Raw genomic sequence first — 16,017 nt, 5'->3', positions numbered from 1 at the left:
CGGCTTATCGGCCGCAATCGAGGCGGGGGGTGGCTTATCCGGCTGCTCGACACAAAAAACATCCGAGAAGAAGGAACGCAACGATGCCAGCGAGCAAAGCGAAGCTGTTGTTGGGAGTGGTGTGTTCTTCGCTGATTCTGACGGCCTGCAACGACGACGTGACGTCGTCGTCTGCAGCGAGCGCCGCGAATTCAGCCGATTCTGCCGGTCAGGTCGACCGCGCGTACAACGATCCAAACAGTTATTCGTCGAGCGCGACCGCGTCGCTCGACGCATCCGCCGCGGTCGAAAAGGCCGCCGTCACGCACCATCAGATCACGCTGAACGGCAAGACGATCCGGTACACGGCCACCGCCGGCCACCTCGTCGCCCGCAATCCGCAGACGGGCGCGCCCGAAGCGTCGTTCTTCTACGTCGCGTACACGGCCGACAACCAGCCCGCGGCGAAGCGGCCCGTCACGTTCCTGTACAACGGCGGCCCCGGCTCGGCGTCGGTATGGCTGCACCTCGGCTCGTTCGGCCCGCGCCGGATCCAGACCGGCGACCCGAACGCGAACACGTCGACGTTCCCGTTCGTCGACAACCAGGAAACCCTGCTCGACACGACCGACCTCGTGTTCGTCGATGCGATCGGCACCGGCTTCTCGGAAGCGGTCGCGCCGAACACGAACCAGACGTTCTGGGGCGTCGACCAGGACGCCGGCGCGTTCCGCGATTTCGTGACGCGCTACCTGAGCGTGAACCAGCGCAACGATTCGCCGAAATACCTGTTCGGCGAGTCGTACGGCACGCCGCGCACCGACGTGCTCGCGAACCTGCTCGAGACGGCCGGCGTGAAGCTCGACGGCGTCGTGCTGCAGTCGTCGATCCTGAACTACAACACCAACTGCGACATGGCGAGCGACTATGTCGGCAACTCGAACAACGGCGCGAGCCCGGTGAGCTGCGCGGGCTTCGTGCCGTCGTACGGCACGGTCGGCGCGTACTATCAGCTCGACAACCCGAACCCGTCGAACCTGCCGCAGTATGCGGACCAGATGCGCCTGCTGACGGCCGGCAGCTACGCGCCCGCCGTGAACGCGTACCTGGCGAGCCACACGCCGCCGCCGCCGAACCTCGTCACGACGATGGTGAATTCGACCGGCGTGAAGCAGTCGCTGTGGAATGCCGACTTCAACGTGGTCCCGACCTTCTTCGACAACAGCTTCCAGCTGTCGCTGGTGCCGGGCACGCTGATCGGCCGCTACGACGCACGCGTGAACGTGCCGGTGTCGAGCCCGCTCGCGGCCGACGGCGATCCGTCCAGCTCGTTCATCACGAAGCCGTTCACCGATACGATCGGCAGCTACCTGCCGAACGAGCTGAAGTACACCGCACAGTCGGCCTACTCGGTGAGCAGCAATGCGATCAACACGTGGGACTGGACGCACGACGGCCTCGCGATGCCCGACACGATCCCCGACCTGGCCGCGGCGCTGACGCTGAACCCGGCGCTGAAGGTGCTGTCGCTGAACGGGTATCACGACATCGCGACGCCGTTCTACCAGACCGAGCTCGACCTCGCGCGGCTCGGCACGCAACCGAACCTGACGATCAAGGACTATCAGGGCGGGCACATGGTCTATCTCGACGATACGTCGCGTCCGCAGGAGAAAGCTGACCTCGTGACCTTCTACAACGCGGCCGCGCACTGATGCGCGACGCCGGCGACGGGCGCCCTCGGCGGCGCCGCTCGCCGGCCGTCGACGACCTCATTCCAGACTGGAGCCTGATATGAAGAATCGTTTCATCGTCGTTGCCGCGGCGCTCGCATGCGTCGGGGCCGCCGCTTCCCTCTCCGCGTTCGCGCAGGCGAGCGACGCCGCCGCCGCGCCGGCGCGTGCGCGCCAGGCGCAGCTCGGCGATCCGTACGTGCCGCCGGCCGCGCGCCACGCGACCGCCGGCACGCAGACGACCGGCGCCGCGCTGCATGCGCAGGTGGTGCGCAAGCTCGCGCGGCAGTTCAGCGCGGCCGACACGCAGAACACGGGCGCGATCACCGAGTCGCAGGCGCGCGCGGCCGGCCTCGGCTATGTCGCGAACCACTTCCGGCAGATCGACGCCGGCGGCAGCGGCCGCGTGTCGTTCGCCGACGTACAGCGCTACATGCAGGCGCGCAGCACGAGCCAGCAGTAAGCGCGGGACGGCGTGAACATACGGGGGCGGAACCTGCGACACGGCGGGTTCCGCCCCCGTGCACATGGCGCGGCCGCCGTGTCGAGCCCGTGGCCGGTTCCGTCGGAATTCTCATTATCTGGACAACGCATTCAAATATTGGAGACGAGTGCGTGCGCTCCTACAATCCGAAGCACATCGACAGCTTCGGACCCACGCATCGCGCGGCGCCCGTCGCACACGGAGACACCTTCCATGAAGTTCGCCGGGCGCTTTACTCGGTGCATCGACCGCCGCCACGCCGCAGCACCGGACGCAGTTCCGGCGCCGCGCGAGCGGCTTCACCGATTCCGTTGAAGAAGCCCCGCCCCATGACCAAGATGCCCGATTCCCTTACCCTCGACGCCCGGCGCGCGATGCCGGCCGATACGTCGCTGACCGACAGCATCGGCGCGACCAGCACGCCGCTCGACCTCGCCGCGCAGCAGGCCGGCACGCAGACGCTGCTGCGCGGCCTCGCGATCCTCGAGGCGATCGCGAACGGCGCGCGCGACATGCGTGCGATCGGCGCCGCGCTCGGCACGACGCGCAGCACGACGCACCGTCTCGTCAGCAGCCTCGTGCAGGCGCGCTATCTGCGCCAGGTGCAGGGCGGCTACCTGCTCGGCCCGAAGCTGATCGAGCTCGGCACGATCGCGCTCGAGCAGATGCCGCTCACCGCGGTCGCGCGCCCGCACCTGGAAGCGCTCGCGGAAGCGACGCTCGACACGATCCATCTCGGCGTGCGCGACGGCGACGACGTGCTGTACATCGACAAGATTCCCGGCACGCGCGGCCTCGAGATGCGCTCGCGCGTCGGCCACCGGATGCCGCTCGCGTCGACCGGCATCGGCAAGGCGATGATGCTCGACCTCGATCCGGACCTGTGGCGCTCGCTGTTCGAAGCCGCGCGGCGCGCGCTGGCCGGTGTCAACTTCAAGCCCGACAACCGGCCCGAGACGAGTGCGTTCCTGCAGCGCATGGCGCATTACGCGGCCGGCGGCTATACGTTCGATCTCGAGGAAAACGAGGCGTCGATCCGCTGCGTGGCCGCGCCGATCCGCGACGCGTCGGGCGCGATCGTCGCGGCAGTGTCGGTCGCGAGCACGATTCCGTACATGCCGCACGACCGGATGGACGAACTGATTCCGCTCGTGCAGCGCGAAGCGCGAGCCATTTCCGCGGAACTGGGCTGGAGCCCGCCGCAGGGTACCCGCAGGATCAAACGATGACGACTTCGACCCGGCCCGTTCCGGATGCCAGTTCCGCCTCCCCGTCGCTGATCGCGCTCGACTGGGGCACCACGTCGCTGCGCGCGTATCTGTTCGACGCGCACGGCGTGCCGATCGACACGCGCAGCCGGGCGGCCGGCGTGATGCACGTGCCGGGCGGCGGCGCGCGTGCGTTCGACGCGGTGTTCGAGGAAGCGTGCGGCGACTGGCTCGACCGCACGCCCGGCCTGCCGGTGCTCGCCGCCGGGATGGTCGGCAGCGCGCAGGGCTGGCGCGAAGCGCCGTACGTCGCGGTGCCGGCCGGCGCCGACGCGCTCGTCGCGGGCCTCATCACCGTGACGACGGCGCGCGGCACGACGGTCTCGATCGTGCCGGGCGTGATCGCGACCGGCGAATTGCCCGACGTGATGCGCGGCGAAGAAACGCAGATCGTCGGCGCACTCGCGAGCGATCCCACGCTTGGCGCCGATCGTTCAGGCGTACTGATCGGCTTGCCGGGCACGCATGCGAAATGGGCATGGGTGAAGGACGGGCTGATCGAACGCTTCCAGACCTTCATGACCGGCGAGCTGTTCGCGGTGCTGCGCGATCACACGATCCTCGGCCGCACGATGCGCGCGGGCGAATCGCCCGATCGCGCGGCGTTCGTGCGCGGCGTATCGGTCGCCCGCGGCGCGCAGCACACGGGGCTGCTCGCGACGATTTTCAGCACGCGCACGCTCGGGCTGACCGACCGGCTCGCCCCCGATGCGCAGGGCGACTACCTGTCCGGCCTGCTGATCGGCCATGAACTCAATGCGCTCGACGCGATGCTCGCGGAGCGCGGCATCGCGCTCGCGAACCAGCCGCTGCTGCTGATCGGCGACGACGGCTTGTGTTCGCGCTACGTCGATGCGCTCCAGGTATTCGGCCATGCGCATGCGCGTGTCGCCGCCCACGCGACCGAGCTCGGCCTGTGGCGGATCGCGTCGCGCGCCGGGCTCGTGCGCGCGGACGGCGAGCCCGTCTGCGCCGACCAGTGAACTGCTTGCAGAGGAATCTTCGATGCCGTCCGACCTGACATTGCCCGCGCCGTACACGCCTCACGCCGCCTTGATGCGCGCGTTCGATGCGTGTCCGCTGATCGCGATCATGCGCGGCATCACGCCCGCCGAAGCGGCCGACCACGGCCGTGCGCTGTACGAAGCCGGCTTCCGGATCGTCGAGGTGCCGCTCAACTCGCCGGATCCGTTCGACAGCATCGCGGCGCTGCGGCGCGCATTGCCCGACGACATGATCGTCGGCGCGGGCACCGTGCTGCGCGCCGAGTACGTCGACCGCGTGCAGGACGCGGGCGGCGCGCTGATCGTGATGCCGCACAGCGACGCGGCCGTGATCCGCCGCGCACGCGAGCGCGGGCTGGCGAGCGCGCCGGGCGTCGCGACGCCGACCGAAGCGTTTGCCGCGTTGACGAACGGCGCCGACGTGCTGAAGATGTTCCCGGCAGAGCAGCTCGGCGTGACGGTCGTGAAGGCGTGGCGCGCGGTGGTCGACCGCGCGGTGCCGCTGATTCCGGTCGGCGGCATTTCGCCGGACAACATGCAGCCGTTCCTCGACGCCGGCGCGAACGGCTTCGGGCTCGGCTCGGCGCTGTACCGGCCCGGCCAGTCGGCCGACACGACCGCGGCGAACGCGCGCGCGTTCCAGGCCGGCTTGCGCGCGGCGCGCGACGGAGCCGCATGATGGAACGCCTCGCGGGCAAGGTCGCGATGGTGACGGGCGCGGGCCGCGGCATCGGCGCCGCGATCGCGCGTGCGTTCGTGCGCGAAGGCGCGGCCGTCGCGCTCGTCGATCTCGACTTCCCGCAGGCGCAGCACACGGCCGCCGCGATCGCACGCGAATGCGACGGCGCGCGCGTGCTGCCGCTGCAGGCGGATGTCGCGCGGCAGCAGGCGGTGCGCGATGCGCTCGCGCAGACCGAAGCCGCATTCGGCCCGCTCGACGTGCTCGTGAACAACGCGGGCATCAACGTGTTCGCCGATCCGCTGACGATGACCGACGACGACTGGCGCCGCTGCTTCGCGGTCGATCTCGACGGCGTGTGGCACGGCTGCCGCGCGGCGCTGGAAGGCATGGTCGAGCGCGGCCGCGGCAGCATCGTGAACATCGCGTCGACGCATGCGTTCAGGATCATCCCGGGCTGCTTTCCGTACCCGGTCGCGAAACACGGCGTGCTCGGCCTCACGCGTGCGCTCGGCATCGAATACGCGGCGCGCAACGTGCGTGTGAACGCGATCGCGCCGGGCTACATCGAGACGCAACTGACGCGCGACTGGTGGGACGCGCAGCCCGATCCGGCCGCCGCGCGCGCCGAGACGCTCGCGCTGCAGCCGATGAAGCGGATCGGGAAACCGGAGGAGGTCGCGATGACGGCCGTGTTCCTGGCGTCCGACGAGGCGCCGTTCATCAATGCCGCGTGCATCACCGTCGATGGCGGGCGCGCGGCGCTGTATCACGACTGACACGACTGACGTAACGATTTGAAAGACCGCACGTGCGACGGCCGCGCGCACGCTGCGTCGAAACCAACAAGCGGCTGCATCCTGTTCGATGAAAACAAGGAGACACTGGAGATGAAACGCAGAACGTTCGTAACGCTGGCCGCCGCGGCGGCGGTGGTGATGGGCAGCCCGGTCGCGCACGCGGCCGACCCGGTCAAGATCGGCTTCCTGGTGAAGCAGCCGGAAGAGCCGTGGTTCCAGGACGAGTGGAAATTCGCCGAGATCGCCGCGAAGCAGAAGGGCTTCACGCTCGTGAAGATCGGCGCGCCGTCCGGCGAGAAGGTGATGAGCGCGATCGACAACCTGTCCGCGCAGAAGGCGCAGGGCTTCATCATCTGCACGCCCGACGTGAAGCTCGGGCCGGGCATCGTCGCGAAGGCGAAGTCGCACAACCTGAAGATGATGACGGTCGACGACCGCCTCGTCGACGGCGCGGGCAAGCCGATCGACGCGGTGCCGCACATGGGGATCTCCGCGTACAACATCGGCAAGCAGGTCGGCGACGGCATCGCGGCCGAGATCAAGAAGCGCGGCTGGGACATGAAGGACGTCGGCGCGATCGACATCACGTACGAGCAACTGCCGACCGCGCACGACCGCACGAGCGGCGCGACCGACGCGCTGGTCGCCGCCGGCTTCCCGAAGGCGAACGTGATCGCGGCGCCGCAGGCGAAGACCGATACCGAGAACGCGTTCAACGCGGCGAACATCGCGCTCACGAAGAACCCGCAGTTCAAGCACTGGGTCGCGTACGGTCTGAACGACGAGGCCGTGCTCGGCGCGGTGCGCGCGGCCGAAGGGCGCGGCTTCAAGGCCGACAACATGATCGGCATCGGCATCGGCGGTTCCGATTCGGCGTTGAACGAGTTCAAGAAGCCGCAGCCGACGGGCTTCTACGGCACCGTGATCATCAGCCCGAAGCGCCACGGCGAGGAAACCTCGGACCTGATGTACACGTGGATCACGCAGGGCAAGGCGCCGCCGCCGTTGACGCTGACGACGGGCATGCTCGCGACGCGCGACAACGTGTCGAAGGTGCGCGAGGAGATGGGGCTCGCATCGAAGTAAGCGGCCCGCCGGCTGCCGCGGCGACGCGCGGCCGGCGGTCGATGGATCCGGAAGTGGGGAGACGACGTGTCAGCGGCACTGCGTTTTGACAATATCGGCAAGGTATTTCCCGGCGTGCGCGCACTCGACGGCATTTCGTTCGACGTGCATGCGGGCGAGGTGCATGGCCTGATGGGCGAGAACGGCGCGGGCAAGTCGACGCTGCTGAAGATTCTCGGCGGCGAATATCAGCCCGATGCGGGCAGCGTGCTGGTCGACGGCCAGCCCGTGCAGTTCGCGAATGCGGCCGCGTCGATCGCGGCCGGCATCGCGGTGATTCACCAGGAATTGCAGTACGTGCCCGACCTGACGGTCGCGGAAAACCTGCTGCTCGGCCGCCTGCCGAACGCGTTCGGCTGGGTCAGGAAGCGCGAGGCGAAGCGTTACGTGCGCGAGCGGCTCGCCGAGATGGGCGTGGATCTCGATCCCGACGCGCGGCTCGGGCGGCTGTCGATCGCGCAGCGGCAGATGGTCGAGATCTGCAAGGCGCTGATGCGCAATGCGCGCGTGATCGCGCTCGACGAACCGACGAGCTCGCTGTCGCACCGCGAGACGGAAGTGCTGTTCAAGCTGGTCGAGGACCTGCGCGCGCAGGGCCGTGCGCTGATCTACATCTCGCACCGGATGGACGAGATCTACCGGTTGTGCGACGCGTGCACGATCTTTCGCGACGGGCGCAAGATCGCGTCGCACGAAGCGCTGGCCGACGTGCCGCGCGAGCGACTCGTCGCCGAGATGGTCGGGCGCGAGATCGCGGACATCTACCATTACGCGCCGCGCGCGCTCGGCGACGTGCGGTTCTCCGCCGAAGGCGTCGACGGCCCGGCATTGCGCGAACCGGCGAGCTTCTCGGTGCGCGCGGGCGAGATCGTCGGCTTCTTCGGGCTCGTCGGCGCGGGCCGCAGCGAGCTGATGCGGCTCGTGTACGGCGCGGACCGTCGGCGCGCGGGCGTGCTGACGCTCGACGGCAAGCGCATCGACGTGAAGCGCACCGGCGACGCGATCCGTCACGGCATCGTGCTGTGCCCCGAGGACCGCAAGGAAGAAGGGATCATCGCGATCGCGTCGGTCGCCGAGAACATCAACATCAGCTGCCGGCGCCATTCGCTGCGCGCGGGGCTGTTCATCAACGGCAAGGCAGAAAGCGCGACGGCCGACCGCTTCATCCAGCGGCTGAAGATCAAGACGCCGAACCGGCGGCAGAAGATCCGCTTCCTGTCGGGCGGCAACCAGCAGAAGGCGATCCTGTCGCGCTGGCTCGCGGAGCCCGACCTGAAGGTCGTGATCCTCGACGAGCCGACGCGCGGGATCGACGTCGGCGCGAAGCACGAGATCTACGACGTGATCTACCGGCTCGCGGAGCGCGGCTGCGCGATCGTGATGGTGTCGTCGGAACTGCCGGAAGTGCTCGGCGTGTCCGACCGCGTCGTCGTGATGCGCGAAGGCCGGATCGCCGGCGAGCTGCCGCGCGAACAGGCGAACGAGCACGCGGTGCTGAACCTCGCGCTGCCGCAGACGAGCGTGGTCGAGGCGGCCTGACGCGGCCGGCTACGTCGGGACAAGCCCGGGACATTCGAATCGAACACGCGCGGCGCGGGCCGCGCGATGCAGGAGCAGGAGACACACCATGCAAGTCAACGAAAACCTTGGCAGCGCCGCCGTGAAGCCGTCGGCCGACGCGCTGGTTCCGCAGCAGAGCGACCGCCAGAAGTGGTGGCAGCATCTGACCGAATACAGCCTGATCGCGATCTTCGCGGTGATGTTCATCACGATGTCGCTGACCGTCGATCACTTCTTCTCGATCGACAACATGCTCGGCCTCGCGCTGTCGATCTCGCAGATCGGCATGGTCGCGTGCACGATGATGTTCTGTCTCGCGTCGCGCGACTTCGACCTGTCGATCGGCTCGACCGTCGCGTTCTCCGGCGTGCTGTGCGCGATGGTGCTGAACGCGACCGACAACACGTTCGTCGCGATCGTCGCGGCGGTCGCGGCCGGCGCCGCGATCGGCTTCGTGAACGGCGCGGTGATCGCATACCTGCGGATCAACGCGCTGATCACGACGCTCGCGACGATGGAGATCGTGCGCGGGCTCGGCTTCATCGTGTCGAAGGGCCAGGCGGTCGGCGTGTCGTCGGATACCTTCATCGCGCTCGGCGGGCTGTCGATGTTCGGCGTGTCGCTGCCGATCTGGGTCACGCTGCTGTGTTTCATCGGCTTCGGCGTGCTGCTGAACCAGACCGTGTACGGCCGCAACACGCTCGCGATCGGCGGCAACCCGGAAGCGTCGCGGCTCGCGGGGATCAACGTCGAACGCACGCGCGTGTACATCTTCCTGATCCAGGGCGCGGTGACGGCGCTCGCGGGCGTGATCCTCGCGTCGCGCATCACGTCGGGCCAGCCGAACGCCGCGCAGGGCTTCGAGCTGAACGTGATCTCCGCATGCGTGCTCGGCGGCGTGTCGCTGATGGGCGGGCGGGCGACGATCTCGGGCGTCGTGATCGGCGTGCTGATCATGGGCACCGTCGAGAACGTGATGAACCTGCTGAACATCGACGCGTTCTACCAGTACCTGGTGCGCGGCGCGATCCTGCTCGCGGCCGTGCTGCTCGACCAGCTGAAGAACCGCGGCGTACGCGACTGACCGACCTGTTTCCACGGAGACGATCCGCATGACCATCGAAACACCCGCGCAGGATCCGCATGCCGCGGCGAGCGACGCGCGCTACGCACGATACCCGAGCCTCCAGGATCGCGCGGTGCTGATCACGGGCGGCGCGACCGGCATCGGCGCGTCGTTCGTCGAGCACTTCGCCGAACAGGGTGCGCGCGTCGCGTTCGTCGACCTCGACGCGGCGGCCGGCGCCGCGCTGGCCGAACGCCTCGCGCATGCGCGCCATGCGCCGCTGTTCCTGTCCTGCGACCTGACCGACGTCGACGCGCTGCGCCGCGCGATCGACGCGATCCGCGCGCGCATCGGCGCGATCGCGGTGCTCGTGAACAATGCGGCGAACGACACGCGCCATGCGATCGGCGACGTGACGCCCGCGTCGTTCGACGCGGGCATCGCGGTGAACCTGCGTCATCAGTTCTTCGCCGCGCAGGCGGTGATCGACGACATGAAGCGGCAGGGCGGCGGCTCGATCGTCAATCTCGGCTCGATCAGCTGGATGCTGAAGAACGGCGGCTATCCCGTCTACGTGATGGCGAAGGCGGCCGTGCAGGGCCTGACGCGCGGCCTCGCGCGCGACCTCGGCCCGTTCGGCATCCGCGTGAATTCGCTGGTGCCCGGCTGGGTGATGACCGACAAGCAGCGCCGGCTGTGGCTCGACGACGCGGGCCGCGCGGCGATCAAGGCCGGCCAGTGCATCGACGCCGAACTGCTGCCGGCCGACCTCGCGCGGATGGCGCTGTTTCTCGCGGCCGACGACAGCCGGATGATCACCGCGCAGGACGTGATCGTCGACGGCGGCTGGGCCTGACCGTTCGCACGACCTGCATCGTTTCTTCGACGAAGGAAAGGAGTTCACCATGACCGCCACGTCCTCGCGCGCATCGTCGTCGTCCACCAGCCAGTCGCGCCGCGCGCGTCTGGCCGCCGCCGCCCAGCCGGTCAGCCCGGGCCCGCAGACGGCCGTGTTCGCGCAGGGCGTCGGCACCGCGCATGCGGCGGTCGTCACGCTGTCGAACGCGTCGCTGCGGCTCGACGTGCTGCCGCACCTCGGCGGCGGCATCGCGCGCTTCGACTGGCGCGGCGACAACGGCGTGCTGATGCCGGTGTTCCGCCGTTGCGAGCAGCCGGAGGCGGCGACGGACCCGAACGAGCTTGCGTGCTATCCGCTGCTGCCGTACTCGAACCGGATCGGCGACGGGCGCTTCGAATGCGACGGGCGCAAGATCGCGGTGCCGTGCAACCGCCGCGACGAGCCGCTGCCGATCCACGGCGACGGCTGGCTCGCGCCGTGGCAGGTGGACGATGCGACCGACACGTCGCTGCAACTGTCGCTCGACCGCGCCGGCGGCGCGCCGTATGCGTTCCGCGCGATCCAGTCGTTCGAACTCGACGACGCGACGCTGTCGATCGCGCTGACGATCGAGAACGCGGGCCGCGCGCGGCTGCCGTTCGGGCTCGGCGTGCATCCGTTCCTGGTGCGCGATGCGGTGACCGAGCTGGCCGCGGCGGCGGGCGGGCTGTGGTTGTCGGGCGCCGATTTCCTGCCGGTGCGGCACGTCAGCGTGCCGCCGGCCTGGCAGTTCGGCGTCGCGTATCCGCTGCCGGCCGCGCTCGTCAATCATGCGTTCACCGGCTGGGGCGGTCACGCGACGGTGAGCTGGCCGCACCGCCGGCTGTCGCTGACCGTCGCGGCCGACGCCGACGCGTACGTGCTCTATACGCCGCCGGGCGAGGATTTCTTCTGCTTCGAGCCGGTCGATCATCCGATCAACGCGGTGAACCTGCCGGGCGGCGCGACCGCGCACGGGATGACGCTGCTCGCGCCCGGCGAGCGGCTCACGCGGCGTTTCGCGTTCACGGTCGAGCGCACCGATACGCGCAGCCATGCCGCGACACGCGAGGGAGCCCGGCGACGCGGGTAAAATACGCGGTCTACCAACGGTTTGCCGCGAGTATCCGCCATGTCTTCCCCGCTTACTTTCATTGAATCGCTGCGCGCCGCGTGGCAGCGCACGAATTCGCTGCTGTGCGTCGGCCTCGATCCCGAGCCGTCGCGCTTTCCCGTGCAGTTCGACGGCCAGCCCGACGCGATCTTCGAGTTCTGCCGGCAGATCGTCGACGCGACCGCGCAGTATGCGAGCGCGTTCAAGCCGCAGATCGCGTACTTCGCCGCGCATCGCGCGGAAGACCAGCTCGAGCGGCTGATCGCGCACATCCATCTCCAGCATCCGGGCCTGCCCGTGATCCTCGACGCGAAGCGCGGCGACATCGGCAGCACGGCCGAGCAGTACGCGCGCGAGGCGTTCGAGCGCTATCGCGCGGACGCCGTCACGGTGAACCCGTACATGGGCTACGACTCGGTCGAGCCGTACTTCGAGCACGAAGGCAAGGGCGTGATCGTGCTGTGCCGCACGTCGAATCCGGGCGGCTCGGACCTGCAGTTCCTCGATACCAACGGCCGGCCGCTGTACCAGGTCGTCGCCGATCTCGCGGCGAACAAGTGGAACGCGCGGAACGGCCAGCTCGGCCTCGTGGTCGGCGCGACGTTCCCGAAGGAAATCGAGATCGTGCGCGGGATCGTCGGCGACATGCCGCTCTTGATCCCCGGCATCGGCGCGCAGGGCGGCGACGTGCAGGCGACCGTCAACGCGGGCCGCACGGCCGACGGCACCGGGATGATGATCAACTCGTCGCGCGCGATCCTGTACGCGAGCAAGGGCGAGGATTTCGCGGAAGCCGCGGCGCTCGCCGCGCAGAAGACGCGCGACACGATCAACGCGCATCGCTGACATACGGGCCGCCCGCCCGGGCGGCCTCGCATCGCCGGGCCCGCGTTCGCGGGCCGCGCGCCTTCATCGCGTGTTCGCCGTCCTGGCGCACGCGAACAATTTCCCGTCGCTTCCGTATCGCATGTGCGCAATTTAGTCGCGCGATGCTGCTTCTTGTCACCGATCCGTCACAAAAATGTCAAGAAAAGGAGCGACGCCATGCCCAAGCTGTCCCGCCGTCTTCTGAGCGCGTTCGCCGCGTCGCTGTGCATGACCTTCGCCCATGCGGCGGATCTGTCGCACTGGCCGGCCGACAGCGCGAAGGCGCTGAACGCGATGATCGCCGCGCACGCGAACCGCGGCGACTACGCGGTGTTCGACGCCGACAACACGACCTACCGCTACGACCTCGAAGAAGCGCTGCTGCCGTACCTCGAGAACCGCGGCGTGCTGACGCGCGATTCGCTCGACCCGTCGCTGAAGCTGATCCCGTTCAAGGATTCCGCCGACTACAAGGAATCGCTGACGAGCTATTACTACCGGCTGTGCGAGATCGACGATCTGGTCTGTTACCCGTGGATCGCGCAGGCATTCGCCGGGCAGTCGCTCGCCGACCTGAAGCGCCATATCGACGCGATGCTCGCCGACGGCAAGCCGATCCCGATCCGCTACTGGCAGGGCGACAAGGTCGTCGACGGCACGGTGAACCCGCCGCGCTTCTTCCGCGGGATGCAGGAGCTGTACAACGCGCTGCGCGAAAACGGCATCGACGTCTACGTGATGACGGCCGCGCACGAGGAGCTCGCGCGGCTCGTGCTGGCCGACCCGAAGTACGGCTACAACGTGAAGCCGCAGAACGTGATCGGCGTGACGACGCTGCTGCGCAACCCGGCGACCGGCGCGCTGACCACGTCGCGGCTGCAGATCAAGGCCGGCAAGTACGACGAGGCCGAGAACCGCAACCTCGTGATCACGCCGTTCCTGATGAACCCGATGACGTGGTACGAAGGCAAGCTCGGTTCGATCGTCGGCTGGATCGACCAGTGGAAGAAGCCGGTGCTCGTCGCGGGCGACACGCCGACGTCCGACGGCTACATGCTGTTGAACGCGACCGACGTCGCGCGCGGCGGCGTGCGCGTGTGGGTCAACAAGAAGGACAAGCAGATGACGCAGATCCGCGCGTGGTCGGACGAATCGGCCGCGAAGCAGAAGGCGCTCGGGCTGCCGGTGACGGCGGACAAGAACTGGATCGTCGTGAAGCCCGACGCGATTCAATAAGAGCGCGAGGGGCGCGGCCCGATCAGCGTTCGCGCTCGTCGAGCAGCTTCAGCAGCCCGCGCAGCGCATGCGCGGCCGCCTGCGTGCGGATCTGTTCGCGATCGCCCTTGAACACGACTGTTTCGACGTCGGTATGCAGCCGGTTGCTCCACGCGAACGACACGGTGCCGACCGGCTTCGTCTCGCTGCCGCCGCCCGGGCCCGCGATGCCGGTGACGGACAGCGCGACCTGTGCGCGGCTGTTGCGCAGCGCGCCTTCGGCCATCGCGCGCGCGACGGGCTCGCTGACCGCGCCGTGCTTGTCGATCAGGTCGGACGGCACGCCGATCATCTCGATCTTGGCCTGGTTCGAATACGTGACGAAGCCGCGCTCGAACCACTGGCTGCTGCCGGAAATGTCGGTGATCGCCGTGGCGATCATGCCGCCGGTGCAGGATTCGGCGGTGGCGAGCGTCAGGTGCTCGTCACGCAGCTTGTTGCCTGCGCGGATCGCAAGCTGATGGACGACGGAATCGGTTGGCATGCGCGTCGGGAAACGAGTCGGGAAATCGGTCAGCCGGCGACGGAGCGCCACAGGGCGATCACGAGCAGCGTCATGAACGCGGCGACGAGGTCGTCGACCATGATGCCGAGCCCGCCTTGCAGGCGGCGGTCGAAGTAGCGGATCGGCGGCGGCTTGAGCATGTCGAAGAAGCGGAACGCGACGAACGCCCACAGCTGGCCGACGAAGGTCGCGGGCGTGACGAACAGCATCACGAGCCAGATCGCGACGATCTCGTCCCAGACGACGGCGCCCGGATCGGCCACGCCGGCCTTCTTCGCGGTGAAACCGGTGACCCACGTGCCGGCCACGAAGCCCACGGCGATCAGCGCCCACCATTCGGGTACCGTCAGATAGCGGTTGAGCACGACGAACGTGAGCCAGCCGAACAGCGAGCCGAACGTGCCCGGCATGATCGGCGCGAGGCCGCTGCCGAAGCCGAGCGACACGAGATGCGCGGGGTGCGACAGCATGAAGCGGGCCGTCACGCGGGTCGGCGCGGGCTGCGCGGCGCCGGGCTCGGCCGCGGCGTGTGCGGGCGTCGGATCAGTCTGCATGGAAGTGGTCGAAACCGTGCAACGTGAGAGCGAGGGGCGCGCCGGCGGCGTCGCGCCACGCGATGGCGGGTTGCGCCGACGGCGCGGACAACGCGCGTATTGTACCGATTCGCGTGACCGGCACGCCGGCCTTGGCGCCGGCCGCTTCGACCGCCGCACGGGCCGCCGCCGGCGCGGTGAAGCACAGTTCGTAGTCGTCGCCGCCGGCCAGCGTGCAGCGGCGCTGCACGTCGGGCGGCAGCGTCGCGAGCGCGGCCGAGCGCGGCACTGCGTCGGCGTCGATTTCGGCGCGCATGTTCGAGCGCGTCAGGATGTGCTGGAGGTCGCCGGCGAGGCCGTCCGAGAGGTCGAGCGCCGCGTGCGCGACGCCCGCGAGCGCGAGCCCCAGCGCGACGCGCGGTTCGGGCCGCTCGAGCGCCTGCCGGAAGGCGGCGGCTTCATCCGCGCCGGCCGTCCATTCGCCGCGGGCGACGCCGAGGCCCGCGCGCGCATCGCCGAGCGTGCCGGACACCCACACGTCGTCGCCGTCGCGCGCGGCATCGCGCCGCAGCGCCGCGTCGGGCGCGACTTCGCCGAACACGGTCACGCACAGGTTCAGCGGCCCGCTTGTGGTATCGCCGCCGATCAGTTCGCAACCGTAGCGTTCGGCCAGCGCGAAGAGGCCGTCGCTGAACGCCTCGAGCCACGCGGCGTCGGCACGCGGCAGCGCGCACGCGAGCGTGAACGCGCGCGGCTCGGCGCCCATCGCCGCGAGGTCCGACAGATTGACCGCGAGCGTCTTGTGGCCGAGCGCGTCGGGCGCGACATCGGGGAAGAAGTGGCGGCCTTCCACCAGCATGTCCGTCGAAATGGCCAGCAATTTCCCGGATCGGGGCGTAATCAGCGCGCAATCGTCGCCGATGCCGAGCGTCGACGCGCGGGCACCCTGCGCGGCGCGGCGCGTGAAGAAGCGTTCGATCAGCGAAAACTCGGAGAGGGCGGCTGGCACGGCGGGCGATCCGAAACGGTTGAAGGAACGGCATTGTACGAGGCGGGCGGCGGCGCTTCTGCACCATCCGGTACATTTTTGTCGCGGCTGTCGCACCCGAATCGCCGGTCTGGCGGCCGATGATTGGCGCTACAATGCC

16 protein-coding genes are annotated in these 16,017 nt (G+C 69.0%); 13 read left to right on the top strand and 3 right to left on the bottom strand.

Annotated features, from left to right (window positions below):
* The first annotated feature begins 83 nt into the window (after positions 1 to 83).
* From HWX14_RS08350 to HWX14_RS08290, 13 genes are all read left to right on the top strand, one after another.
* Complete coding sequence (locus tag HWX14_RS08350) at positions 84 to 1,694, top strand: peptidase S10 (RefSeq protein WP_175882279.1); 1,611 nt, start codon at positions 84 to 86, stop codon at positions 1,692 to 1,694.
* A 79-nt stretch (positions 1,695 to 1,773) separates the two neighbouring features.
* Positions 1,774 to 2,175, top strand: a complete 402-nt coding sequence (locus tag HWX14_RS08345) for an EF-hand domain-containing protein (protein WP_175882278.1) — start codon at positions 1,774 to 1,776, stop codon at positions 2,173 to 2,175.
* A gap of 350 nt (positions 2,176 to 2,525) precedes the next feature.
* Positions 2,526 to 3,425 (top strand): IclR family transcriptional regulator, encoded by a 900-nt coding sequence (locus tag HWX14_RS08340; protein WP_175882277.1) that lies wholly within the window; start codon positions 2,526 to 2,528, stop codon positions 3,423 to 3,425.
* The gene (locus HWX14_RS08335; RefSeq protein ID WP_175882276.1) at positions 3,422 to 4,447 is read left to right on the top strand and encodes a 2-dehydro-3-deoxygalactonokinase; all 1,026 of its coding nucleotides are present in this window, start codon (positions 3,422 to 3,424) and stop codon (positions 4,445 to 4,447) included. Before HWX14_RS08340 ends, HWX14_RS08335 begins: the two co-directional genes overlap by 4 nt.
* A gap of 22 nt (positions 4,448 to 4,469) precedes the next feature.
* The gene (locus HWX14_RS08330) at positions 4,470 to 5,147 is read left to right on the top strand and encodes a 2-dehydro-3-deoxy-6-phosphogalactonate aldolase (RefSeq protein ID WP_175882275.1); all 678 of its coding nucleotides are present in this window, start codon (positions 4,470 to 4,472) and stop codon (positions 5,145 to 5,147) included.
* Complete coding sequence (locus HWX14_RS08325) at positions 5,147 to 5,926, top strand: SDR family oxidoreductase (RefSeq protein ID WP_175882365.1); 780 nt, start codon at positions 5,147 to 5,149, stop codon at positions 5,924 to 5,926. The genes HWX14_RS08330 and HWX14_RS08325 overlap by 1 nt, the downstream gene beginning before the upstream one ends.
* Before the next feature lie 111 nt (positions 5,927 to 6,037).
* Positions 6,038 to 7,033, top strand: a complete 996-nt coding sequence (locus HWX14_RS08320; protein WP_050013854.1) for an arabinose ABC transporter substrate-binding protein — start codon at positions 6,038 to 6,040, stop codon at positions 7,031 to 7,033.
* A gap of 66 nt (positions 7,034 to 7,099) precedes the next feature.
* Entirely contained in the window at positions 7,100 to 8,611 is a 1,512-nt protein-coding gene (araG, locus tag HWX14_RS08315; RefSeq protein WP_175882274.1) for an L-arabinose ABC transporter ATP-binding protein AraG, read from the top strand.
* Positions 8,612 to 8,699: 88 nt separating this feature from the next.
* Entirely contained in the window at positions 8,700 to 9,716 is a 1,017-nt protein-coding gene (gene araH, locus HWX14_RS08310; protein ID WP_089444923.1) for an L-arabinose ABC transporter permease AraH, read from the top strand.
* Positions 9,717 to 9,744: 28 nt separating this feature from the next.
* Positions 9,745 to 10,554 carry an SDR family oxidoreductase gene (locus HWX14_RS08305; RefSeq protein ID WP_175882273.1) on the top strand — a complete coding sequence of 270 codons (810 nt, stop codon included), beginning with the start codon at positions 9,745 to 9,747 and terminating at the stop codon, positions 10,552 to 10,554.
* A gap of 49 nt (positions 10,555 to 10,603) precedes the next feature.
* Entirely contained in the window at positions 10,604 to 11,668 is a 1,065-nt protein-coding gene (locus HWX14_RS08300) for an aldose 1-epimerase (RefSeq protein ID WP_175882272.1), read from the top strand.
* A 39-nt stretch (positions 11,669 to 11,707) separates the two neighbouring features.
* Positions 11,708 to 12,535 carry an orotidine-5'-phosphate decarboxylase gene (gene pyrF / locus HWX14_RS08295; protein WP_050013849.1) on the top strand — a complete coding sequence of 276 codons (828 nt, stop codon included), beginning with the start codon at positions 11,708 to 11,710 and terminating at the stop codon, positions 12,533 to 12,535.
* Positions 12,536 to 12,733: 198 nt separating this feature from the next.
* A complete protein-coding gene (locus HWX14_RS08290; protein WP_175882271.1) occupies positions 12,734 to 13,792 on the top strand; it encodes a haloacid dehalogenase-like hydrolase in 1,059 nt (352 codons plus the stop codon).
* A 22-nt stretch (positions 13,793 to 13,814) separates the two neighbouring features.
* Here the strand turns inward: HWX14_RS08290 and HWX14_RS08285 are convergent, their stop codons facing one another.
* The 3 genes from HWX14_RS08285 to thiL are packed head-to-tail and all read right to left on the bottom strand — an operon-like array spanning position 13,815 to position 15,878.
* On the bottom strand, positions 13,815 to 14,315 hold the full coding sequence (locus HWX14_RS08285; protein ID WP_175882270.1) for a CinA family protein: 501 nt from the start codon (positions 14,313 to 14,315) through the stop codon (positions 13,815 to 13,817).
* 29 nt (positions 14,316 to 14,344) lie between these two features.
* Entirely contained in the window at positions 14,345 to 14,890 is a 546-nt protein-coding gene (locus tag HWX14_RS08280) for a phosphatidylglycerophosphatase A (protein ID WP_175882269.1), read from the bottom strand.
* A complete protein-coding gene (gene thiL, locus HWX14_RS08275; protein WP_175882268.1) occupies positions 14,880 to 15,878 on the bottom strand; it encodes a thiamine-phosphate kinase in 999 nt (332 codons plus the stop codon). The genes HWX14_RS08280 and thiL overlap by 11 nt, the downstream gene beginning before the upstream one ends.
* Positions 15,879 to 16,017: the final 139 nt, after the last annotated feature.

The sequence above is a fragment of the Burkholderia sp. BCC0044 genome, assembly GCF_902832955.1.
Lineage (GTDB): Bacteria > Pseudomonadota > Gammaproteobacteria > Burkholderiales > Burkholderiaceae > Burkholderia.
Note: the sequence above shows the minus strand (reverse complement) of the source record. Positions and strands in the feature narration are given on the sequence as shown.